The organism is Streptomyces sp. NPDC088097 (genome assembly GCF_044741845.1).
Taxonomy (GTDB): domain Bacteria; phylum Actinomycetota; class Actinomycetes; order Streptomycetales; family Streptomycetaceae; genus Streptomyces.
In genome coordinates this window covers 1-20894 of record NZ_JBIUTJ010000016.1, presented here as the reverse complement: position 1 = coordinate 20894, position 20894 = coordinate 1, and the positions used below count along the sequence as shown (strand labels likewise).

General features: G+C 72.5%; 18 protein-coding genes. 9 read left to right on the top strand and 9 right to left on the bottom strand.

The features are described 5' to 3' along the window. Positions 1-109 precede the first annotated feature (109 nt). On the bottom strand, positions 110-766 hold the full coding sequence (locus tag ACIOD1_RS30000) for an HAD family hydrolase (protein ID WP_365624345.1): 657 nt from the start codon (positions 764-766) through the stop codon (positions 110-112). Then, positions 763-1263: a DUF6912 family protein gene (locus ACIOD1_RS29995; protein ID WP_365624348.1), complete on the bottom strand. Its 501-nt coding sequence runs from the start codon at positions 1261-1263 to the stop codon at positions 763-765. The genes ACIOD1_RS30000 and ACIOD1_RS29995 overlap by 4 nt, the downstream gene beginning before the upstream one ends. Before the next feature lie 349 nt (positions 1264-1612). Here ACIOD1_RS29995 and ACIOD1_RS29990 point away from each other — a divergent pair, with 349 nt between their 5' ends. Continuing rightward, positions 1613-2047, top strand: a complete 435-nt coding sequence (locus ACIOD1_RS29990) for an Rv3235 family protein (protein WP_365624351.1) — start codon at positions 1613-1615, stop codon at positions 2045-2047. 166 nt (positions 2048-2213) lie between these two features. Here the strand turns inward: ACIOD1_RS29990 and secA are convergent, their stop codons facing one another. Next, positions 2214-5000, bottom strand: a complete 2787-nt coding sequence (secA, locus tag ACIOD1_RS29985; protein WP_365624354.1) for a preprotein translocase subunit SecA — start codon at positions 4998-5000, stop codon at positions 2214-2216. A 226-nt stretch (positions 5001-5226) separates the two neighbouring features. Between secA and ACIOD1_RS29980 the strand changes: the two genes are divergently transcribed. Then, positions 5227-5808: a GNAT family N-acetyltransferase gene (locus ACIOD1_RS29980; RefSeq protein WP_365624357.1), complete on the top strand. Its 582-nt coding sequence runs from the start codon at positions 5227-5229 to the stop codon at positions 5806-5808. A 9-nt stretch (positions 5809-5817) separates the two neighbouring features. Next, entirely contained in the window at positions 5818-6999 is a 1182-nt protein-coding gene (locus tag ACIOD1_RS29975) for a DNA glycosylase AlkZ-like family protein (RefSeq protein WP_365624360.1), read from the top strand. Between the two features lie 84 nt (positions 7000-7083). Here the strand turns inward: ACIOD1_RS29975 and ACIOD1_RS29970 are convergent, their stop codons facing one another. From ACIOD1_RS29970 to mtrA, 6 genes are all read right to left on the bottom strand, one after another. Further along, positions 7084-7851, bottom strand: a complete 768-nt coding sequence (locus ACIOD1_RS29970) for a response regulator (protein ID WP_401905842.1) — start codon at positions 7849-7851, stop codon at positions 7084-7086. A 234-nt stretch (positions 7852-8085) separates the two neighbouring features. Continuing rightward, entirely contained in the window at positions 8086-8781 is a 696-nt protein-coding gene (gene hpf / locus ACIOD1_RS29965; protein WP_365624366.1) for a ribosome hibernation-promoting factor, HPF/YfiA family, read from the bottom strand. Between the two features lie 351 nt (positions 8782-9132). Then, entirely contained in the window at positions 9133-9903 is a 771-nt protein-coding gene (locus ACIOD1_RS29960) for a ComF family protein (protein WP_401905840.1), read from the bottom strand. A 149-nt stretch (positions 9904-10052) separates the two neighbouring features. After that, complete coding sequence (locus tag ACIOD1_RS29955; protein ID WP_401905839.1) at positions 10053-11936, bottom strand: LpqB family beta-propeller domain-containing protein; 1884 nt, start codon at positions 11934-11936, stop codon at positions 10053-10055. Then, positions 11923-13803 (bottom strand): MtrAB system histidine kinase MtrB, encoded by a 1881-nt coding sequence (mtrB, locus tag ACIOD1_RS29950; protein WP_365624432.1) that lies wholly within the window; start codon positions 13801-13803, stop codon positions 11923-11925. The genes ACIOD1_RS29955 and mtrB overlap by 14 nt, the downstream gene beginning before the upstream one ends. Positions 13804-13900: 97 nt before the next feature. Beyond that, complete coding sequence (gene mtrA, locus ACIOD1_RS29945; protein WP_328298976.1) at positions 13901-14590, bottom strand: two-component system response regulator MtrA; 690 nt, start codon at positions 14588-14590, stop codon at positions 13901-13903. 235 nt (positions 14591-14825) lie between these two features. Between mtrA and ACIOD1_RS29940 the strand changes: the two genes are divergently transcribed. The 6 genes from ACIOD1_RS29940 to ACIOD1_RS29915 all read left to right on the top strand — a co-directional run bounded on the left by ACIOD1_RS29940 (position 14826) and on the right by ACIOD1_RS29915 (position 20757). Continuing rightward, positions 14826-16100 carry a glycerophosphoryl diester phosphodiesterase membrane domain-containing protein gene (locus ACIOD1_RS29940; protein WP_401905836.1) on the top strand — a complete coding sequence of 425 codons (1275 nt, stop codon included), beginning with the start codon at positions 14826-14828 and terminating at the stop codon, positions 16098-16100. A gap of 7 nt (positions 16101-16107) precedes the next feature. After that, on the top strand, positions 16108-16788 hold the full coding sequence (locus tag ACIOD1_RS29935) for a DUF4129 domain-containing protein (protein ID WP_365624380.1): 681 nt from the start codon (positions 16108-16110) through the stop codon (positions 16786-16788). After that, positions 16785-18047: a DUF4350 domain-containing protein gene (locus ACIOD1_RS29930; RefSeq protein ID WP_365624383.1), complete on the top strand. Its 1263-nt coding sequence runs from the start codon at positions 16785-16787 to the stop codon at positions 18045-18047. Before ACIOD1_RS29935 ends, ACIOD1_RS29930 begins: the two co-directional genes overlap by 4 nt. Next, positions 18044-19006 carry a MoxR family ATPase gene (locus ACIOD1_RS29925; protein WP_365624386.1) on the top strand — a complete coding sequence of 321 codons (963 nt, stop codon included), beginning with the start codon at positions 18044-18046 and terminating at the stop codon, positions 19004-19006. The genes ACIOD1_RS29930 and ACIOD1_RS29925 overlap by 4 nt, the downstream gene beginning before the upstream one ends. After that, positions 19006-20316: a DUF58 domain-containing protein gene (locus ACIOD1_RS29920; RefSeq protein WP_401905834.1), complete on the top strand. Its 1311-nt coding sequence runs from the start codon at positions 19006-19008 to the stop codon at positions 20314-20316. The genes ACIOD1_RS29925 and ACIOD1_RS29920 overlap by 1 nt, the downstream gene beginning before the upstream one ends. A 246-nt stretch (positions 20317-20562) precedes the next feature. Continuing rightward, positions 20563-20757, top strand: coding sequence for a hypothetical protein (locus ACIOD1_RS29915; protein ID WP_401905832.1), 195 nt, complete (start codon positions 20563-20565; stop codon positions 20755-20757). Positions 20758-20894 lie beyond the last annotated feature (137 nt).

The window sequence follows — 20894 nt, the reverse complement described above, 5'->3', positions numbered from 1 at the left end:
CAGGCTATCCCCACCCACCCCCCGCCCGTCATTCACTGCATCTGTACAAATCCGGGGGTGAAACCTGGACACTCTGGCCAGCGACGTGGCCGTGTGCCCGTGCCCGGCACTATCCGGCCAGTTCCCGAGCTGTGGCTACGGCTTCCGCCAGCGTGTCCACGACGGGGACGCCGGCCGATTCCAGACTGCTGCGGCTGTGCGAACCGCCCGTGTACAACACCGCGTACGCGCCCACGTGCGCGGCCGCCAGGGCGTCGTCGACGGCGTCCCCGATGAGGACGGTCCGGCCGGCTTCCACACCCGAGGACTCCAGTGCGGCCATATGGCGGACGAGGTGCCCCGCCTTGGATGTGTGGGAGGGCCCGGTGCGTCCGTCGACGCGCAGGAAGTGCCCGTGGATGCCGTGCGTCCGCACGAGCGGCACCAGCTTGTCGTGGGGCGCGAGGGACAGCAGCGACTGGGTCAGCCCGTCGCGCTGCCAACCCCGCAGCAGCTCCAGGGCGCCCTCGGCGAGGCCCGCGGTCTCGGCGGCGGACCAGTAGTGCCGGTGAAAGGTCTCGTCCATGAGCAGCCACTCCGCCTCGGTGGGCAGCCGGCCCATGAGGCGCTCGTAGAACTTGGGCACCGGCACCACGTACAGGTCGCGGTAGGTCGCCAGGGTGATCGGCGCGAAGCCCAGCTCCGCGAAGGAGGCGTTGGTGGCCGCCATCACCGCGTCGATGTCGTGCAGCAGCGTGCCGTTCCAGTCCCAGACCAGGTGGGTCATTTCAGCAGCCCCGGGATCTCCTGGACGCCGAACCACAGCAGCTCGTGGTCCGCGGCCCCGTCGACGGCGGAGCGGGCCTCGTCGTCCCCGGCGTCGGCCGCGCCGATCGCCTCCGCCGCGGCGGCCACGTCCCGCTCGGCGTCGTACACGTCGGTGTGCACGGCCGCGGCCACGGTGAGCCGGACCGGCGCGGCGAGGGTGACCTGCCCGAGGGCGGCCTCGTCGTCCCCGGGAACGGCCACGGCGGCCTTGTCGTCCACGTCCACGGCCACCACGATCCGACGGCGGGGCGCGGCCCCGTCGGCCGCCAGGAGGCGCAGGGAAGCCTCGGAGGCCCGACCGAGGGCCGCGTACTCCAGCTCCTCGACGTCGTCCGAGACGTACCACTCCCGCAGCCCGGGGGTCACGGCGTAGGCGCGGAGCGGGGCGGGGCCCAACTCGCCCGCCTGGTGCGCCTCGGCGAGCCCGGTAAGGGTCAGGGGGACGTACACGCGCATGGCCGGCTGCTTTCGGTAGTCGGGAACGCCCTCAGGATACGACCGCGCCCCGCTCCGCCGGAGCCCCCCTGCGCCGTTCGCGGCCGGCCCGACGGGGTGCGTCCGCCGGAGTGAGCGGGCCGTACCCCTTCGGGCCTCGGCGGCGCGCCCCGGCCGCGTCCACCGCCGTCCGCGCGCCCCGGCCCCCGGGCCCCCCACCCGACCGGCGCCGACCTGGATAGGTGAACGGGCCCCGCCCCGGCGCGCCCCCGAGGGGCCCGTTGCGGGGCCTGTTCCCCGCCCGTAGACATCCGGGACACACCGCAGCCCGGCACCCCCGCCGGGCCCGGCCCGTTCGGGGGGAACCGCCATGAAGACCACCACCCGCAGCACCCGCACCGCGAGCGGTGGCGAGGGCAACCGCACCGGTCCCGCCGGTCGGCGCGACCTCCGGCGCCCCCGGGCCACGCCCCGCGCGGTGCGCCGGCCCGGCCCCCACGACTGGTTCGCGGAGCGCCTCCTGGCGGTGCTGAGCGGCCGGCGCCCGGTCCACTCGCTGCTCGGCCTGACGGTCGGCGAGGCCTACGAGCAGCTCGTCGCCCTGGCCCCGAGCGGGCCCCCGCGCGAGCGCCCCCGCCCGGTCCTGCGCCAGTGCGGCCGCTTCCACCCGGGCCCGGGGGTCATCGAGGCCTTCGCCCGCGTCGCCACGGGCGACCGGGTCTCGGCGATGGCCTTCCGCCTCGAACAGGGCGCCGACCTGCGCTGGCGCTGCGCGGCGATCGAGGTCGGTCCTCCGCGCCCCTGACCGCCCGCCCCGACGCCCGCGCGGGCCCCCGGCACCCTTACGCCCGTACTCAGGCCCGTACGCCCGTACGCCCTTACGCCCGTACGCCCGTACCGCGAACGGCCGGGGCCGGACACCCAGCGGTGTCCGGCCCCGGCCGTGTCACGACGTGCCCCGAAGGGCCCGGCTACTTCTTGCGGCGGCGTCCGCCCGAGGCCTTGGCGGCCTTGCGCCGCTCGGCACGCGTCAGACCGTCCCCGCCCTCGGAGCCGTCGTGGTCGAACTCGCCCTCGACGACACCGCCCTCCCCGTCCACCGACGGAGCGGAGAAGTGCAGCCGGTCCGGGCGCTGCGGAGCGTCCAGGCCCTTGGCCCGGATCTCCGGGCGGGCCGGCTCCTTCGTCAGGGAGGGGGCGTCCTGCACCGGAAGCTCCTCGACCTGCTGCTCGACCTGGACCTCCAGGTTGAACAGGTAGCCGACGGACTCCTCCTTGATGCCCTCCATCATGGCGTTGAACATGTCGAAGCCCTCGCGCTGGTACTCGACCAGCGGGTCCTTCTGGGCCATCGCCCGCAGGCCGATGCCCTCCTGGAGGTAGTCCATCTCGTACAGGTGCTCACGCCACTTGCGGTCGAGCACCGACAGGACCACGCGCCGCTCCAGCTCGCGCATGACGTCGGAGCCGAGGGTCTTCTCGCGCGAGGCGTACTGCTCGTGGATGTCGTCCTTGACGGACTCCGCGATGAACTCGGCGGTGATGCCGGCCCGGTCCCCGGCGGCCTCCTCCAGCTCGTCCACCGTCACCTTGAGCGGGTAGAGCTGCCGGAAGGCGCCCCACAGCCGGTCCAGGTCCCACTCCTCGGCGAAGCCCTCGACGGTCTCGGCCGCGATGTACGCGTCGATCGTGTCGTCCATGAAGAAGACGACCTGCTCGTGCAGGTCCTCGCCCTCCAGGACGCGGCGGCGCTCGCCGTAGATGACCTCGCGCTGGCTGTTGAGGACCTCGTCGTACTTGAGGACGTTCTTGCGGGTCTCGAAGTTCTGCGTCTCGACCTGCGACTGGGCCGAGGCGATGGCCCGCGTCACCATCTTGTTCTCGATCGGGACGTCGTCCGGCACGTTCGCCATCGACATGACGCGCTCGACCATCTGCGCCTTGAACAGGCGCATCAGGTCGTCGCCGAGCGACAGGTAGAAGCGGGACTCGCCCGGGTCTCCCTGACGGCCGGAGCGACCGCGCAGCTGGTTGTCGATACGGCGCGACTCGTGGCGCTCGGTGCCCAGCACGTAGAGCCCGCCGAGGGACTTGACCTCCTCGAACTCGGCCTTCACGGCCGCCTCCGCACGCAGGAGCGCCTCGGGCAGGGCCTGCGCCCACTCCTCGATGTGCTCCTCCGGGTCGATGCCGCGCTGGCGCAGCTCCGCCTCGGCGAGGTCGTCCGGGTTGCCGCCGAGCTTGATGTCGGTACCGCGACCGGCCATGTTCGTGGCGACCGTGACGGCGCCGCGGCGACCCGCCTGGGCGACGATCGAGGCCTCGCGCTCGTGCTGCTTCGCGTTGAGGACCTCGTGCGGGACGCCGCGCTTGGAGAGCTGCTGCGAGAGGTACTCGGACTTCTCGACCGAGGTGGTGCCGACGAGGATCGGCTGGCCCTTCTCGTGCTTCTCGGCGATGTCGTCGACGACCGCGGCGAACTTCGCGACCTCGGTGCGGTAGATCAGGTCCGCCTGGTCCTTGCGGACCATCGCCCGGTTGGTCGGGATCGGGACGACGCCCAGCTTGTAGATCTGGTGGAACTCGGCGGCCTCGGTCATGGCCGTACCGGTCATGCCGGACAGCTTCGAGTAGAGGCGGAAGAAGTTCTGGAGGGTGATCGTGGCGAGGGTCTGGTTCTCGTCCTTGATGTCCACCCCCTCCTTGGCCTCGATCGCCTGGTGCATGCCCTCGTTGTACCGGCGACCGGCGAGGATGCGGCCCGTGTGCTCGTCGACGATCATGACTTCGCCGTCGATGACGACGTAGTCCTTGTCGACCTTGAAGAGTTCCTTGGCCTTGATCGCGTTGTTGAGGTAACCGACGAGGGGGGTGTTCACCGACTCGTACAGGTTCTCGATGCCGAGCCAGTCCTCGACCTTGGCGACACCGGCCTCGTGGATGGCGACGGTGCGCTTCTTCTCGTCGACCTCGTAGTCGCCGGTCTCCTCGATGCCCTTGAGCGGCTGACCGGCCTCGCCCTTGGTCAGGCGGGTGACCAGCTTCGCGAAGTCGGCGTACCACTTCGTGGCCTGGTCCGCGGGACCGGAGATGATCAGCGGGGTGCGGGCCTCGTCGACCAGGATCGAGTCGACCTCGTCGACCACGGCGAAGTTGTGGCCGCGCTGGACCAGCTCTTCCTGCGACCACGCCATGTTGTCGCGCAGGTAGTCGAAGCCGAACTCGTTGTTCGTGCCGTACGTGACGTCACAGCCGTACTGCTCCCGACGCTGCGCCGGCGACATGTTCGCCAGGATGCAGCCGACCTCCAGGCCGAGGAACTTGTGCACCCGGCCCATCATCTCGGAGTCGCGCTCGGCGAGGTAGTCGTTCACCGTGATCAGGTGGACGCCCTTGTCGGACAGCGCGTTGAGGTAGGCGGGGAGCGTGCCGACGAGGGTCTTGCCCTCACCGGTCTTCATCTCGGCCACGTAGCCGAGGTGCAGGGCCGCGCCACCCATGATCTGCACGTCGTAGTGACGCTGACCGAGGACGCGCTTCGCGGCCTCGCGTACGGTCGCGAAGGCCTCGGGCAGCAGGTCGTCGAGGCTCTCGCCGTCCTGGTACCGCTGCTTGTACTCGTCCGTGAGCGCGCGCAACTCGGCGTCGGAGAGGTTGACGAAGTCCTCTTCGATGGAGTTGACCTGGTCCGCGATGCGGTGCAGTTTGCGCAGGATCTTGCCTTCGCCTGCACGCATGAGCTTGTTGAAGACGGACACCGAGGTATGTCTCCTTGCCGGTCGGGCCTGGGCACTGTTCGTAACCGGGCACGGCAGGTGGGCCCCACCGCAACGGCCATCGTAAGCGAGGACGTGGTCACGCCGGGAGGTCCGCCGTATCCGCAGGGCACGGGCGCCCGGATTGAGAACGTACGGGAGGCTCCGAAGGTGCCGGTGTCGACGAAAACTGCTCGCCGACCCGGGCCCCCTCCGGGAGAATCCGCCCATGGAGCCCACCACACTGACGACGCCGCGCCTCGACCTGCGCGCCTTCACGCCCGCCGACGAGGACGAGGTCTACGCCGCCGCGCAGGACCCCGACGTCCGGCGCTGGACCATGATCCCCTCCCCCTACGAACGCGCGCACGCGAAGACCTTCGTCGGTGAGATCGTCCCGACCGGCTGGCGCGAGGACACCGGCTACTCGTTCGCCGTCCGCCGGGGCCCCGGCGGACCGCTGGTCGCGGCGATAGGCGTGCACCGGCGCGGCGAGGACACCCTGGAGGTCGGCTACTGGGCGGTCAAGGAGCACCGGGGCAACGGCTACACGACCGAGGCCCTGCGGGCCGTCGCCCGCTGGACCTTCACCGAGCTGGGCGCCCTGCGCCTGGAGTGGCGCGCGGAGGTGGGCAACGCGGGCTCCCGGGCCGTCGCCGAGAAGGCCGGCTTCCACTACGAGGGCGTCCTGCGCGGCTCCGGCAGGCACCAGGGCACCGCCCGGGACTGCTGGGTCGCCTCCCTGCTCCCCGGCGACCTCGGCCTCCCGTCCCCCCTGCCGTACCTGCCCGCTGTCGGTGGCGCCCTCTAGGGTGCGCGCATGACGCCCCTGACCCCACCGCGCCCGACGCTCTCCCTCTCCGCCGACGAGGCCCGCCGGATCGCCCTGCGCGCGCAGGGCTTCCTCGGGGCCCCCGACCGCCGGGGCGGGGTCCGGGGCGTGCTGCGGCACCTGGGCGCCGTCCAGCTCGACACCATCTCGGTGCTGGCCCGCTCGCACGAGCTGATCCCGTACGCCCGCCTCGGCGCGGTGGGCAGGCCCGCCGTGGAGCGGGCGTACTGGTCCGACAGCCACGCCTTCGAGTACTGGTCCCACGCGGCCTGCGTGCTGCCGATCGAGGAGTGGCCGCACTTCGCCTTCCGCCGCCGGGCCCGGCGGGCGCGCGGCCACCGCTGGCACCTACTCCAGGACAAGGACCGCTCGACGAAGGCGGTCCTGGACCGGCTGCGTACCGAGGGCCCGCTGACCTCCACCGAGCTGGGTGGCGCCAAGAACGGCGGGGAGTGGTTCGAATGGTCCGAGACCAAGATCGCGGTGGAGTGGCTTCTCGACACCGGTGACGTGGTCTGCGCCGAACGGCGCGGCTGGAAGCGCGTCTACGACCTCCCCGAGCGGGCCGTCCCCGAAGCGCTGCTCCACGACGACCTCGACGACCGCGAGTGCCTGCGCCGACTGGTGTCCCTGGCCGGGCGCTCCCTGGGGGTGGGCACCCGCGCCGACATCGCCGACTACCACCGGCTCAAGGGCGAGCAGTTCGACGCGGTGGTCGAGGACTCGGGGCTGGTCCCGGTGGAGGTGGCGGGCTGGGGGAAGCCGGCCTGGGCCGACCCGGCGGCGTTGGCCTCCGTACCGCGCGGGCGCCACCGCACCACCCTGCTGTCCCCGTTCGACTCGCTGGTCTGGGACCGGCCCCGCACCGAGCGGATCTTCGACTTCACCCATCGCCTGGAGGCGTACGTCCCGCGGCCCAAGCGGATCCACGGCTACTTCGCGATGCCGCTGCTGGCCGACGGGCGCCTCCTCGGGCGCGTGGACCCGGGCCGCGAGGGAAGCACCCTGGTCGCCCGCCAACTCTCGCTGACCACCCCGAAGGCCGCCGGCGCGATGGCCCGGGCCCTGCGGGAGGCGGCGGAGTGGGTCGGCTGTGACGCGGTCCGCGTGGAGCGCGCCTCCTCGGACGCCGAGGCTGCGGCCGTCACCTCCGAACTGGCCGCGCTCTGACGGGAGTCCGGACCGGGACGCGGTCCGCCGGAACCGGCCCGGGGAGTGGATCCGCCGGGACCATATCCGCCGGGACCGGTCCGCTCAGCGGATCTCCAGGATCTTCTCCCGCATCGCGTACACGACCGCTTCCATGCGGGAGTGCAGCTGGAGCTTCTCCAGGATGTTGCGCACGTGGTTCTTCACGGTGTTCTCGGAGATGAACAGCTGCTTGGCGATGTCGCGGTTGTTCATCCCGGTGGCCACCAGCTTGAGGACCTCCAGCTCGCGGTCGGTCAGCCGCGGCGCCGGCACCAGCCGGCGCTCGTCGGTGCGTTGGATCATCGACTTGAACTCGGTGAGGAGCTTCGACGCCATCGACGGGCTGATCTGGGACTGGCCGTCCGCCACCGCGCGGATGGCCGTGGCCACCTCGTCCGTGGAGATCTCCTTGAGGAGGTAGCCCGTCGCGCCCGCCTTGATCGCCTCGTAGAGGTCCGCCTCCTCGTCGCTGATCGTCAGCATGATGATCTTCGCGGAGGGGGCCACCTCCTTGATGGAGGTGCAGGCCTCGATGCCGCCGCGGCGGGGCATCCGCACGTCCATCAGCACGATGTCCGGCAGCAGGTCGGCGGCCTTGTCCACGGCCTCCGCCCCGTCCCCGGCCTCGCCGACGACCTGGATGTCCTCCTCCTGCGCGAGGACGATCTCCAGTCCGCGCCGGAAGAGGGCGTGGTCGTCGACCACCAGGACCCGGATGGGCTCCCCGACACCAGGCCCGCCCGGCCCCGCCGCGTCCCTCCGGTCCCCGCGGTCCGCCTCGCGGCAGCCCGTGCCGTCGTCACCGCGTACCGGCCCGAAGCTGTCCGCCATGGTTCCTCCCCCTGCATGTGCTCAGCTGCTGGGTCAAACCGGCTGTATCGACCGCCGCCTGACTGCCCGACATGATTCCATGCCCCGATGGCCGCGAGGGGGTCCTGCGGAAGCCGTCCGGCTCAATAAGGCCGTCATTACCAGTCAGTACCGACGACTATCGGCCATGTCTTCGCACACAGGTGCCCCCGCGGAACGCCGGGGCGTTTCCGCGGGGGCGGTGAAATCGAGGGATCAGCCTCCGAGCGCGCCACCCGCGCCGGCGGCCGGTTCGTCCGAGCTGGAAGCCCCGTCGGCGTTCAGGTGGACGACGCCGTAGTCGTAGGCGTGACGGCGGTAGACGACGCTGGGCATCTTGGTGTCGGAGTCCACGAACAGGTAGAAGTCGTGGCCGACGAGTTCCATTTCGTACAGCGCCTGGTCGAGGGACATGGGGCCGGCCGAGTGGGTCTTCTCGCGGACGATGAGCGGGCCTTCGCCCTGCACTTCGAGGGGCCCGATCCGCGTGGTCGGAATCCCGTCCGCGTTCTCCTCCGCGACCGTCTCGCCGTTGGCGTTGAGCGACGCGACGCCGGGCACCACATCGGCGACCTCGGCCGCCGAGATCCGGCCGCTCCCACGCCGGGTGTAGCGCTTGTCGTGCTGCTTGCGCAGCCGGGCCTCCAGCTTGTCCTGAGCGAGGTCGAGCGCCGCGTACGCGTCGGGTGCGGACGCCTCGGCACGAATCACCGGGCCCCGCGAACGCAGGGTGATCTCCACGCGGTCGGAACGGTCGGCCTGACGCGGGTTGTGCTCCTTGGACACCTCGACGTCCAAGCTGATCACCTTGGCGTCGAGCTTCTGGATCCGCTCCGGATTCAGCTTCTCGGCCACGTGCTTGCGGAACCGCTCGGGCACCTCGGTCTTGCGGCCCTTGACGACGATGTCCACGCAGAACTCCGTTCCCGGAGAGCCCCGCCCTCAGTGGCGAAGCGTCTCCCTTTCGCACCAGGCTCCGGTGAACACCGAAGCCTCGGACTTGGCGACTTTCACCTCCTCCTCCCCCATCGGCAAGATCTACATCCCACCGACTTCGGAGTAGAGAGAACCCACCTGCCACGAAGATTCCAAAACGAGCGGACCGGTGCTCCGATACCCGGAACCCGAGGATCGCCAGTTCCTCACAACCGAACATATCCCTCAATGCCGGTTGTCGGCACCCGCTACCGGAACCTACCTCCGTTCAGGTGGCTGTTCACTCTTACTACCTGCAACGTTGCGCATTCCCCGGCAGTTCCAAATCTATTCGCAAGATTTTTGGTCCGCACGGGTTGTCGACCGGATCCGCACGAAAGATTCCGTCGGAGCCGCCACCACGGCGGCCTCCTCCACCCGCAGTCCGGCCGCCCTCAAGGCCCGGGCCGCCTCCGCCAGAGTGGCCCCCGTCGTGATCACGTCGTCCACCAACAGGATCCGCCCGCCGGCCGTCAGCCGCGACCCCGCGCGCACCGCCTCCAAGGCGCCCGACAGGTTCGCCAGCCGCTCCCGCGCCCCCAACCCCGCCTGGTCGGCCACCCGCCGCCGCAACCGCAGTACGGGCACCACCCGCGCCGCGACGCCCTCCCGGCGCAGCCGCGCCGAGGCCGCCAGGGCGGTCCTGCGCGCCGGGTCGTGCCCGCGCGCCCGCAGCGTCCGCCGCGCCGACGGCACGGGGACGAGCAGCAGTTCCCCGGGCCCGGCTCCGGCCCCCGCCCGTCCCGCACGCGCCCGCCCCGCACCCGTGCGCAGGACGGCCGCCGCCAGGGTCGCGCCGAGGGGCCCGGCCAGCGGGAGCGCCCCGCGCTCCTTGTGGGCCAGCAGGACGGCGCGCACGGCCCCTTCGTACGGGGCGCCCGCGCACACCGGCGGCAGCCCGACGGGCCCCGCCCGGCGTTCGGTCGGACGCACCGGCCCGGCGCCCGCTCCGCCCAGCGCGTCCCGGCAGCCGGCGCACACCAGCTCCCGCCCGGCCCCGCAGCCCGCGCAGGGCGACGGCAGCACCAGCCCGGCCAGCTCCTGCCACCACCCCCGCATGGATCCAGCCTGCCGCCGGAAACCGGCGCGCGCGACCCCTGTGGAAAACCGGGTGTGGAAAACCGGGCCGCGGAAATCCGGAGTGTGGAAAACAGATTCGGCGCGGACGACCGGGCCGTGGAAGATCGGCCGGTGGAAGACCCCGCCGCTCAGCCCGGGTAGACCGGCGCCCGGCCACCCGCCGCCACCGTGCGCCACTGCGCCCCCGGCGGCAGCCACACGATGCCGATCCCGTCCTCGCCGGAGTAGCCCACCACCGGCTTCGACTCGTCCTCGGACGCGGCGATGGCCTTCAGCCCGGTCGCCCCGGGCAGGCTCGCCGCCACCATCGACCCGTCGGCCAGCATGTACCGGGCCTGGTCCACGCCCCCGCTCTCCCGGCCCACCACGAGCAGCCGCCCGTGCGGCGCCCAGCTCATGGCCGTCACCTCGGCCATCTGCGGGGCGGCCGGACGCAGCTCGCGCACCGAGACCGCGGTGGCGTCCTCCTTGCCGTCGGGCCGCTCGATCCGTCCGATGTAGAGGTTCTTGCGCCCGCCCTCCTTCTCGACGACGAGCGCCAGGCGCACCCCGTCCGAAGAGGCCTTCAGCGCGCTGATCCGACCGCCGTCCAGCCCGGCCACGTCCACCTTCTGCGGGGTCCCGGTGCCGCCGGGGATCCGCCACAGGGCCTGGTTCTGCGGGTCGACGTCGGCGATCCACAGGTCGCCGCGCGCGTCCCAGCTCGGGGCGGTCAGCCTGGACGTCTTGCCGCCCAGGACCGGCTGCGGCATCGCCCCGGCCGTGGTCAGCGTGACGACGTACAGCCCGTGCCCGTCCTCGCCGACGACCGCGGCCCGCTTCTCGTCGTAGGTGACCGCCGCCGTGCCCACCTTGAAACCGGTGGCCGTGGCCAGTGGTCCGGGGGCCGGCTCCGGCTTGTCCTGCTGCTGTTGCTCCTCGGCGTTGACGTCGAGCGTCATGCGGACCAGCCGGGAGTCCTTGTCCACGTAGTACTGGTGCTCGGGGAACGGCGGCCGGGTCGCGAAGCCCGCGCTCGACCCCGCCGTCACCCAGCACAGCGAGGACTTGCCGTCGGCGCGCAGGAGTTCAACCCGTTCCAGCCGCGAGGCGATCAGGTCCCGCACGGTGTACATGAGTTGGGTGGCCATCTTCTGGCACTGCGGCTGGCCGACGTTCTCGGCCTTCTCGTTCAGCGGGACGCGCAGGGTGTTCTGACCGTCGTACGAGAGGGACTTGGTTCCCTCGGGCAGTGCGGTGCCGGTCGGGAAGGCGGTGGACACGACCGGCCCGAGCCACTTGGAGGGGCCGGCGAGCAGCGACTGCACGGTCTGCGTGGTCGGGTCCATGCGGGACTCGGGGTCGTTGCGCTGGCGCACGTACACCGGGTCGGCGACGAGCGTGTTGCCCGCGAAGTAGTACTTGTTGACCGGCTTGTAGATGCGTTGGAAGTCGGACTCGCTGAGCACCAGGCCGCTGGGCGGGGTCGCGATCCGCCACTGGTCCTTGACCCGGACGAGCTGGAGGTACTCCTCGTAGCGCTTGCCGCCGGTCTCGGGCTGGTAGGCGCTGCGTTCGTCGACGGTCGCGAGCTTCTTGCCGGACACCTTCCAGCGGGGCCCCTCGGGGTCCTTCTCGCCCGTCACGGGGACGGTGTCGCGGCCCGCGGACAGGACCGTGACGGCGGAGCCGGGCCGCCAGTCCTTCGCGGCCTGGTCGGTGAGGTACTTGCGGGCGGTCGCCAGCTGCGGGTCGTCGCTGGTCATGGCCTCCAGGAAGCCGTCGACGATGTCGGCCGGACCGGCCCGGTCGGCCGGTGGCGCGCCGAAGACCCGGACCTGGGAGTCGACGCCCTGGGAGGCGTCCACCCGGCGGATCTCGCCCTGGTTGGGCATGGAGGCGCAGCCGGCCAGCAGCATCCCGGCGGCGGCCAGGACGGCGAGCCCGCGCGTCCCGCCCGGCCCCGGGGACCGCTCCGCAGCCCGTACGGAGCCCCGTACGCCTCCCGCCGCCGCCCGCTCAGCGTCCTCCACCGGATCCATCCTCCTGCTGTCCTCGTGCGGGCTGCGCCGGCTGTTCGGTCGGTCGGGCCACGACCCGGGCCCCGTTGCCCGGCAGCGCCGTGGGGTCGGCGGGCACCGGCTGGGCGGTGGTGACCGCCGGCCTCGGCGGTATCGGGGAGCGGTCGGGCCGCTCGGGGGCCCCGGCGGGGCGTCCGCCCGCTCCCGCGGCCCGCTGGGCGGCGTCGGCGGCGGCCCTGGCCCGGTTGCCCCGCGAGTCCTCGGGCTCCAGCGGGATCGGCGATCCGCGCAGCGGCTCGTCGGCGGTGCGGGGCAGGGTCAGGCGGAACTGGGACCCGCCGCCGGGCTCGCCCCAGGCCTGGAGCCAGCCCCCGTGCAGCCGGGCGTCCTCGACGGCGATGGACAGGCCGAGGCCGGTTCCGCCGGTGGTGCGCGCCCGGGCCGGGTCGGCCCGCCAGAAGCGGTTGAAGACGCGGGTGGCCTCGCCGGGCTTGAGCCCGACCCCGTAGTCGCGGACGGCCACCGCGACGGCTCCGCCCGCCGAGGCGAGCCGGACCACCACGTCGCGGCCCTCCCCGTGCTCGACGGCGTTGACGACGAGGTTGCGCAGCACCCGCTCGACCCGCCGCGAGTCGGCCTCGGCGATGACGGGCTGGGTGTCCCCGAGGACCCGGATCCGGGTCCTCTTGTGCTCGGCGAGCGGTTCGGCCCCGTCGATGACCCGGCGCACGACCTCGCGCAGGTCGATGGGCTCGGCCTCCAGCGCGGCCGCGCCCGCGTCGAACCGGCTGATCTCCAGCAGGTCGGCGAGGAGGGACTCGAAGCGGTCGAGCTGCCCGGCGAGCAGTTCGGCGGAGCGCGCGGTGATGGGGTCGAAGTCGACGCGGGCGTCGTGGATGACGTCGGCGGCCATGCGCACGGTCGTCAGCGGGGTCCGCAGCTCGTGCGAGACGTCCGAGACGAAGCGGCGCTGCATCCGCGAGAGCTCCTCCAGCTGCTGGATCTTGCTCTGGAGGTTCTGGGCCATCTTGTTGAAGGCCTCGCCGAGGCGGGCGATGTCGTCCTCGCCGGTGACCTTCATCCGCTCCTGGAGCCGCCCGGCCGAGAGCCGCTCGGCGATGCCGGCGGCCATCCGCACCGGCGTGACCACCTGGCGCACGACCAGCCAGGCGATGGCGCTGAGCAGCACCACGACGAAGAGTCCGGCGGTGGCGATGGTGCTCTTGACCAGGTTGAGGGACTCCTCCTCCTGCGTCAGCGGGAAGAGGTAGTAGAGGTCGTACGGATCCCCGTTGATGTCGGTGACCCGCTTGCCCACGACCAGCGCGGGCTCGGGCTTCTTCTCCCCGGTCCCGGCGGTGTAGCGGATCTCCGAGAAGGTCTTGAAGGTTCCGGTGCCGTGGTTGACGGCCCGGCGCAGCGTGATGGGGACGCTCGCGGTCGGGTCCACGTTGCCCGAGGCGCGTGCGCCCTTGACGCCCTGGCCGGGCGCCTCCTCTCCCGTACCGGCGCCGAGCGCGACCACCTCGAAGGCGGTCTGTCCGCCACTGGCGAGCTGTTTGACCAGCGAGTTCATCCAGGTGCTGGCGTCGCGGCCGACCTTGTTGTCGGTGACGTCGGCGCCGTCCACCGCGAACGGGGTGTTGGCCTTCTCCTGTGCGACCGCGAACCCGCCCGCGGCCTGGCTCTGCGCGGCCTCCTCCTTGGCGTCGAGGAGCCCCTTGCTGACCTGTGCCACGACGACCCAGCCGAGCGCGAGGACCACGGCGAGCGACATCAGCACGGTGGCCGCGATCACCCGGATCTGGATGTTGCGCCGCCACAACCGGACAGCCGGAAGCAGCGGCCGGCCCACGAGGCGTGCGCACAGCCGCAGCACGGGACCGCCGGTCACCCCGCCGGTTCCACGGCGCAGGGGCCGGCCGCCCCGCCCGACTCCCCCGCGGGAGTCGCCACGGGACTTGCCGGGCTGCACGTCAGCTCGGTCCGGCCTTGTAGCCGACACCGCGCACCGTCACGACGATCTCTGGGCGCTCCGGATCCTTCTCGACCTTGGAGCGCAGGCGCTGTACGTGCACGTTGACCAGGCGGGTGTCCGCCGCGTGCCGGTAGCCCCAGACCTGCTCCAGCAGCACCTCGCGGGTGAACACCTGCCAGGGCTTGCGCGCGAGGGCGACCAGCAGGTCGAACTCGAGCGGGGTCAGGGCGATCGAGGCACCCTCGCGCTTGACCGAGTGCCCGGCCACGTCGATGACCAGGTCACCGATGGTCAGCTGCTCGGGCGCGGGCTCCTCCGACCGGCGCAGGCGGGCCCGGATGCGGGCGACCAGCTCCTTCGGTTTGAACGGCTTCACGATGTAGTCGTCGGCACCGGACTCCAGGCCCACCACGACGTCCACCGTGTCGCTCTTGGCGGTGAGCATGACGATCGGTACGCCCGACTCGGCCCTGATCAGCCTGCACACCTCTATGCCGTCCCGTCCGGGAAGCATGAGGTCGAGCAGTACCAGATCCGGCTTCGCCTCCCGGAAGGCAGCCAGCGCCTTGTCACCGTCCGCTACGAACGACGGCTCAAAACCTTCTCCACGCAGCACAATGCCGAGCATCTCGGCCAGCGCGGTGTCGTCGTCGACGACAAGGACTCGTCCCTTCATGCTTGACATCATCCCATTAGCTAATCGTTACCTGGCGGTGAGCTGTCCCACAGCCAAAAGGGCTGGAAATCGCCCCTCGGACCTGCGTGGTGATCAGGGCGACCAGTCTGCCTCGGATCCGCAGGACAATTGAAGGGAGCGACGGACCGAAGATCCTGGGGAGGGCCCGTCCGCCCGGAGCCGCCCCGTGGCACGATGGCAGCCGAGCAGCGCGCCCGCCACGGCAGGTGCACGTGAAGGAGCGACGATGAACGACTCTCCGGGCTGGGCCGCGCCCGGAACCCCGTCCGACGACCGGGGTTCCGACGACAGGCCCGCGGACGGCGAAGGCGCCGACCGACCGTCCGCGGGGCCCACCGACGACTCCAAGTGGTCCGCCGATCAGCCGCCGCCCGGCCAGTGGTCGAGCCCGACCCCCGGCCAGACCCCGCCCCAGCAGCCTCAGCAGCCCCAGCAGCAAGGCTGGGGCACTCCCCCGGGCACACCGTACGCGGGAGCGCCCACGGCTCCGTACGCGGGCTCCCAGGGCCCGTACGGCCATCCGGGTGGCGCCGGCCAGTGGGGCAGGCCCCCGGCCGCCAAGCCCGGGGTCATCCCGCTGCGCCCGCTCGGCCTCGGCGAGATCCTCGACGGCGCCATGGCCACCATGCGCGCGCACTGGCGCTCGGTGCTGCCCATCACCCTGGTCGTGGCCACGGTCATCCAGGTGATCGGCGTCCTCCTGCAGAAGTACGTGTTCGCGGACCTCTCCACCACGACGACCTCCGGCGCGAAACCGAGACTCGACGACGTGGTCAACGACCTCGGCTCCACTCTGGCCTTCGAGGTCGCCACCGGGTTCATCCAGCTCCTCGGCACGATCGTGGCCACCGCCATGCTGACGATGATCTTCAGCCGCGCGGTGCTCGGTCACTCCTCCACCGTCTCCGCCGCCTGGCGCGACGCCCGCCCCCAGCTCCCGCGCCTGATCGGGCTCACCCTGATCATGGGCGTCGGCGCCGTGCTCCTCGGCGGAGTGCTGATGCTGCCGGGCATCCTCGCCGGAAGCACCGGCCTGGTCATCCTCGGCATCGTCATCGCCTTCCCGCTGCTGATCTGGCTGGGCATCAAGTTCACCCTGGCCTCGGCCGCGCTGATGCTGGAGAAGTGCACCGTCCGCAAGGCCTTCGGCCGCTCCTCCAAGCTCGTCCAGGGCTCCTGGTGGCGCGTCTTCGGCATCAGCCTGCTGACCGGCCTCATCGCCGGTGTCGTCGCGGCGATCATCACCTGGCCCATGACCATCCTCGGCCTGATCCTCTTCGGCGGCGGCATGAACGGCCTCCAGAGCGGCACGGCCGCCACCGCCTGGGGCGTCCTCGTCCTCAGCGGCGTCGGCGTGATCATCGCCCAGACCGTCACCTTGCCCCTCCAGTCCGGCGTCACCGTCCTGCTCTACGTCGACCAGCGCATCCGCCGCGAGGCCCTGGACCTGGAGCTCGCCCGGGCCGCGGGCGTCGAGCACTCCGGCACGACCGGGGGCTGACCCGCCGATGATGAGCACGGGGGGCCTCATCACGAGCGTCACGACGCTCCCGTCGCGCGACGGGACACCACCGGTGACGACACCGCGCGAGCCGGCCCGCGAGGCCGCCGAGCGCGAGCTGTCCAAGGCGCTCTACCACCAGAACGACCCCGGCCTCCTGACCCGCGCCTGGCGCCGGTTCGCGCACTGGCTCGACGGACTGTTCGGGAGCGCCTCCGAAGCCACCCCCGGGGGCGCCTTCGGGGTCCTGGTCATCCTGATCCTGATCGTGCTGGTCGTCGTCGCCCTGTGGTGGCGGCTCGGCTCCCCCCGCCGCACCGCCACCGGCGTCGGCGGCCTGTTCGACGAGGGCCCGCGCAGCGCCGCCGACCACCGCGCGGCCTCCGACGCCCATGCCGCGGCCGGAGCCTGGACCGAGGCCGTCCAGGAAGCCATGCGGGCCGTCGTCCGCTCCCTGGAGGAACGCACCCTCATCGACCCCCGCCCCGGTCGCACCGCCGACGAGGCCGCCGCCGAAGCCGCCGTGACCCTGCCCGCCCACGCCGCGGAGCTGCGCGCCGCCGCCCGCGCCTTCGACGACGTGACGTACGGGGGCCGCCCCGGCGACTCCGCCGCCTACGCGCGCCTGCGCGCCCTCGACCTCACCCTGGAGCGCGCGAAGCCCCTCCTGACGGGACCCCGCGCATGACCGCCCCCACCCCGGGCCCGACCCCGACACACGACCCCGGCACGCCGCCCGCCGCACACCGGAACGGGGGCGCCGGTCGGACCTCCACCGCCCTCACCCCCGCCCAGCTCTGGACCCGCACCCGCGGCTTCCTCCTCGCCGGAGCCGTCCTGCTCCTCGCCGTCGCCGTCCTGGCCGTGCTCCAGTCGGGCGACCGGCACGGCCGGCTCGACCCCCGCTCCGCGGAACCCCAGGGCAGCCGCGCCCTCGCCGAGCTGCTCCGGGAGCGGGGCGTGACCACCCGGGTCGTCACCAACGCCGACGAGGCCGCCGCGGCGGCCGGCCCCGGCACCACCCTCCTGGTCACCGACCCCGACCTCCTCGGCGAACCCCAGCGGCTCGCCCTCCGCTCCGCCATGGACCTCTCCGGCGGCCGCACCGTCCTGGTCTCCCCCGGCCCCGGCCTCACCACGCTCGCCCCGGCCGCCCGCGCCCACGAGGCCCGCTCCCGCACCTCCGCGCTCGCCCCCGCATGCGCGCTGCCCGCCGCCGGCGCCGCCGGCCCGGCCACCACCGGCGCCGGCCGCCTCTACACCAGCGACCTCCCCGGCGCCGTCGGCTGCTACCCCGACGAAGGCGACCCGAGCGTCCTGGTCCTGCCCGGCACCACCGAGGGTGGGGACACCGTCCTCCTCGGCTCCGACGCGATCCTCCTCAACGAACACCTCGCCACCGAGGGCAACGCCTCCCTCGCCCTCCAACTCCTCGGCTCCCGCCCCGAACTGATCTGGTACCTGCCGACCCTCGCGGACATGCCCGACGACCCCGCCGGCGAGGACGAGAGCCTCATCGACCTCGTCCCGTCGGGCTGGCTCTGGGCCCTGCTCCAACTCTTCGTCGCCGCCGCCCTCGCCGCCCTCTGGCGGGCCCGCCGCCTCGGCCCGCTCGTCACCGAGAGGCTGCCCGTCGCCGTCCGCGCCTCCGAGGCCACCGAGGGCCGCGCCCGCCTCTACCGCAAGGCCAACGCCCGCGACCGCGCCTCCACCGTGCTGCGCGCCGCCGCCCGCGAACGCCTCGCCGCGCTGGTCGGCGTACCGCCCGCCCACGCCCACGACCCCGCCACCCTGATCCCGGCCGTCTCCGCCCGCGTCCAACGCCCCGCGCACCCGGGCCCCGACGTGCCCACCACCCTCTTCGGCCCCACCCCCGCCGACGACGCGGCACTCGTCGCGCTCGCCGACCACCTCGACGCCCTCGAAAGAGAGGTCCGCACCTCATGACGGCCACCACGGACAGCGCCCGTTCCTCCCTGGAAGCGCTCCGCACCGAGATCGCCAAGGCCGTGGTCGGCCAGGACTCCGCCGTCACGGGTCTCGTCGTCGCCCTCCTGTGCCGCGGCCACGTCCTGCTCGAAGGCGTGCCCGGCGTCGCCAAGACCCTCCTCGTACGGGCCCTGGCCGCCTCGCTCTCCCTCGACACCAAGCGGGTCCAGTTCACCCCCGACCTGATGCCGAGCGACGTCACCGGCTCCCTCGTCTACGACGCCCGCACCGCCGAGTTCTCCTTCCAGGACGGCCCGGTCTTCACGAACCTCCTGCTCGCCGACGAGATCAACCGCACGCCCCCCAAGACCCAGGCCTCCCTCCTGGAGGCGATGGAGGAACGCCAGGTCACCGTCGACGGCCTCCCCCGCAAGCTCCCCGAGCCGTTCCTCGTCGCGGCGACCATGAACCCGGTCGAGTACGAGGGCACGTACCCGCTCCCCGAGGCGCAACTCGACCGCTTCCTCCTCAAGCTGACGATCCCCCTGCCCTCCCGCGAGGATGAGATCGGCGTACTGTCCCGCCACGCTGCCGGCTTCGACCCGCGAGACCTGCACGCCGCCGGCATCCGCCCCGTCGCCGGCGCCGAACAGCTGGAAGCCGCCCGCAAGGCCGTCGCCGAGACCACCGTCTCCCCCGAGATCACCGCGTACGTGGTGGACCTCTGCCGCGCCACCCGCGCATCGCCGTCCCTCACCCTCGGCGTCTCCCCGCGCGGCGCGACCGCCCTGCTCGCCACCGCCCGCGCCTGGGCCTGGCTCACCGGCCGCGACTACGTCACCCCCGACGACGTGAAGGCCCTCGCCCTGCCGACGCTGCGCCACCGCGTCCAACTGCGCCCGGAAGCCGAGATGGAAGGCGTCACCCCGGACGCGGTGATCACCGCGATCCTCTCCCACGTCCCCGTCCCGCGCTGATGGCCCTCACCGGACGCGCCGCCCTGCTGGCGGCCCTCGGCAGCCTCCCCGTCGGCCTCCTCGAACCGAGCTGGACGGGCTTCCTCGCCGTCAACGGCGCGCTCGGCCTGGCCTGCGCCGTCGACTACGCCCTCGCGGCGCCCGTACGCACCCTGAAGCTCACCCGCTCCGGCGACACCTCGGTCCGCCTCGGTGAGAGCGCCGACGTCCACCTCACCGTCACCAACCCCTCCTCACGCGGGCTCCGCGCCCGCGTCCGCGACGCCTGGCCCCCCAGCAGTTGGCAGCCCGGCAGCGAAACGGCCGCCTCGCGGCACTCCCTGACCGTCCCCGCCGGCGAACGCCGCCTCCTGACGACCCGTCTGCGCCCCACCCGGCGCGGCGACCGCCAGGCGGACCGGGTCACCGTCCGCTCGTACGGCCCGCTCGGTCTCCTCACCCGTCAGGGCTCCCACACCGTCCCCTGGACGGTCCGCGTCCTGCCCCCGTTCACCAGCCGCAAGCACCTCCCGTCCCGCCTCGCGCGCCTGCGCGAACTGGACGGCCGCACCAGTGTCCTGACGCGCGGTGCGGGCACCGAGTTCGACAGCCTGCGCGACTACGTCCCCGGCGACGACACCCGCTCCATCGACTGGCGCGCCACCGCCCGCCAAAACCGGGTGGCCGTCCGCACCTGGCGTCCCGAACGCGACCGCCACATCCTGATCTGCCTGGACACGGGCCGTACGTCGGCCGGCCGGGTCGGGGACGCCCCGCGGCTGGACTCCGCCATGGACGCGGCCCTGCTCCTGACGGCCCTGGCCGTGCGCGCCGGGGACCGCGTGGACCTCCTGGCCCACGACCGCCGCCCCCGCGCCCAGGTCCAGGCCCGCTCGGCGGCCGACACCCTGCCGGCGTTCGTCAACGCCATGGCCGGCCTGGAACCGGAGCTGGTCGAGACCGACCCCCGCACCCTGGTTTCCACGATCCTGCGCAGCGCCCCGCGCCGCTCCCTGGTGGTCCTCCTGACCAGCCTGGACGCCGCCCCCGTCGAAGAGGGCCTGCTCCCGCTCCTCCCACGACTCACCCAGCGCCACACGGTGGTCCTGGCCTCGGTCGCCGACCCGAACATCGCACGGATGTCGGCCTCCCGCGGTTCCCTGGACGCGGTCTACGAGGCCGCGGCCGCCACCCAGTCCCGTTCCCAACGCCGTCGCACGGCGGAACAGCTCACCCGCCACGGCGTCCACGTGGTCGACGCCACCCCGGAAACCCTGGCCCCCACCCTGGCGGACACCTACCTCACCCTGAAAGCCACCGGCCGCCTCTAGCCGCCGGCGGTAGGCGCACGCACCGGCACCAGTCTGAATACGCTGGTCACGGCACCCATCAGGAGGGACATCATGGCCGACCTCACCCCCGAGCAAATGCACCGCATGCACGACTTCGCGGAACCATGACGAGCCCCACAGCTCCCCACGGGCTGAACGTGGTGAGGCTGCGCCGTCAGATCGAAGCCCAGACGCCGCACCAACTCCCTCACCGACATCCGCGACAAGCTGCACGACTACCCGAAGATGGGAGTTCCGCTGTACGTCGTCGTGGACCCTCGTAAAGACAAGAAGAGCGTCACCGTCCATGGCGACCCCTCGGAAGGCCCGGACGGCATCCGGTACCGCAAGACGGTTCCCTACGCCTTCGGGGACAGCGTGACCGCCGGCCGGTGGCTGCTCGACACGAGCAGCCTCAAGAGCTACCCCGTCGATTGGTAAGCGTCGTCGGCTACGCGCGCATACGACCCGCCCACACACGGGCCGTAAACGCAGAAAAGCCCCGCACCGAACCCGTAAGGGTTGGTGCGGGGCTTTCCCACAATGATTGTTCGGCGGCGTCCTACTCTCCCACAGGG

Coding starts and splice junctions, on each gene's coding strand:
- ACIOD1_RS30000 (WP_365624345.1), bottom strand. CDS start 766: ATGACCCACCTGGTCTGGGACTGGAACGGCACGCTGCTGCACGACATC.
- ACIOD1_RS29995 (WP_365624348.1), bottom strand. CDS start 1,263: ATGCGCGTGTACGTCCCCCTGACCCTTACCGGGCTCGCCGAGGCGCAC.
- ACIOD1_RS29990 (WP_365624351.1), top strand. CDS start 1,613: ATGAAGACCACCACCCGCAGCACCCGCACCGCGAGCGGTGGCGAGGGC.
- ACIOD1_RS29980 (WP_365624357.1), top strand. CDS start 5,227: ATGGAGCCCACCACACTGACGACGCCGCGCCTCGACCTGCGCGCCTTC.
- ACIOD1_RS29975 (WP_365624360.1), top strand. CDS start 5,818: ATGACGCCCCTGACCCCACCGCGCCCGACGCTCTCCCTCTCCGCCGAC.
- ACIOD1_RS29970 (WP_401905842.1), bottom strand. CDS start 7,851: ATGGCGGACAGCTTCGGGCCGGTACGCGGTGACGACGGCACGGGCTGC.
- ACIOD1_RS29960 (WP_401905840.1), bottom strand. CDS start 9,903: ATGCGGGGGTGGTGGCAGGAGCTGGCCGGGCTGGTGCTGCCGTCGCCC.
- mtrA (WP_328298976.1), bottom strand. CDS start 14,590: ATGATGTCAAGCATGAAGGGACGAGTCCTTGTCGTCGACGACGACACC.
- ACIOD1_RS29940 (WP_401905836.1), top strand. CDS start 14,826: ATGAACGACTCTCCGGGCTGGGCCGCGCCCGGAACCCCGTCCGACGAC.
- ACIOD1_RS29935 (WP_365624380.1), top strand. CDS start 16,108: ATGATGAGCACGGGGGGCCTCATCACGAGCGTCACGACGCTCCCGTCG.
- ACIOD1_RS29930 (WP_365624383.1), top strand. CDS start 16,785: ATGACCGCCCCCACCCCGGGCCCGACCCCGACACACGACCCCGGCACG.
- ACIOD1_RS29925 (WP_365624386.1), top strand. CDS start 18,044: ATGACGGCCACCACGGACAGCGCCCGTTCCTCCCTGGAAGCGCTCCGC.
- ACIOD1_RS29920 (WP_401905834.1), top strand. CDS start 19,006: ATGGCCCTCACCGGACGCGCCGCCCTGCTGGCGGCCCTCGGCAGCCTC.
- ACIOD1_RS29915 (WP_401905832.1), top strand. CDS start 20,563: ATGGGAGTTCCGCTGTACGTCGTCGTGGACCCTCGTAAAGACAAGAAG.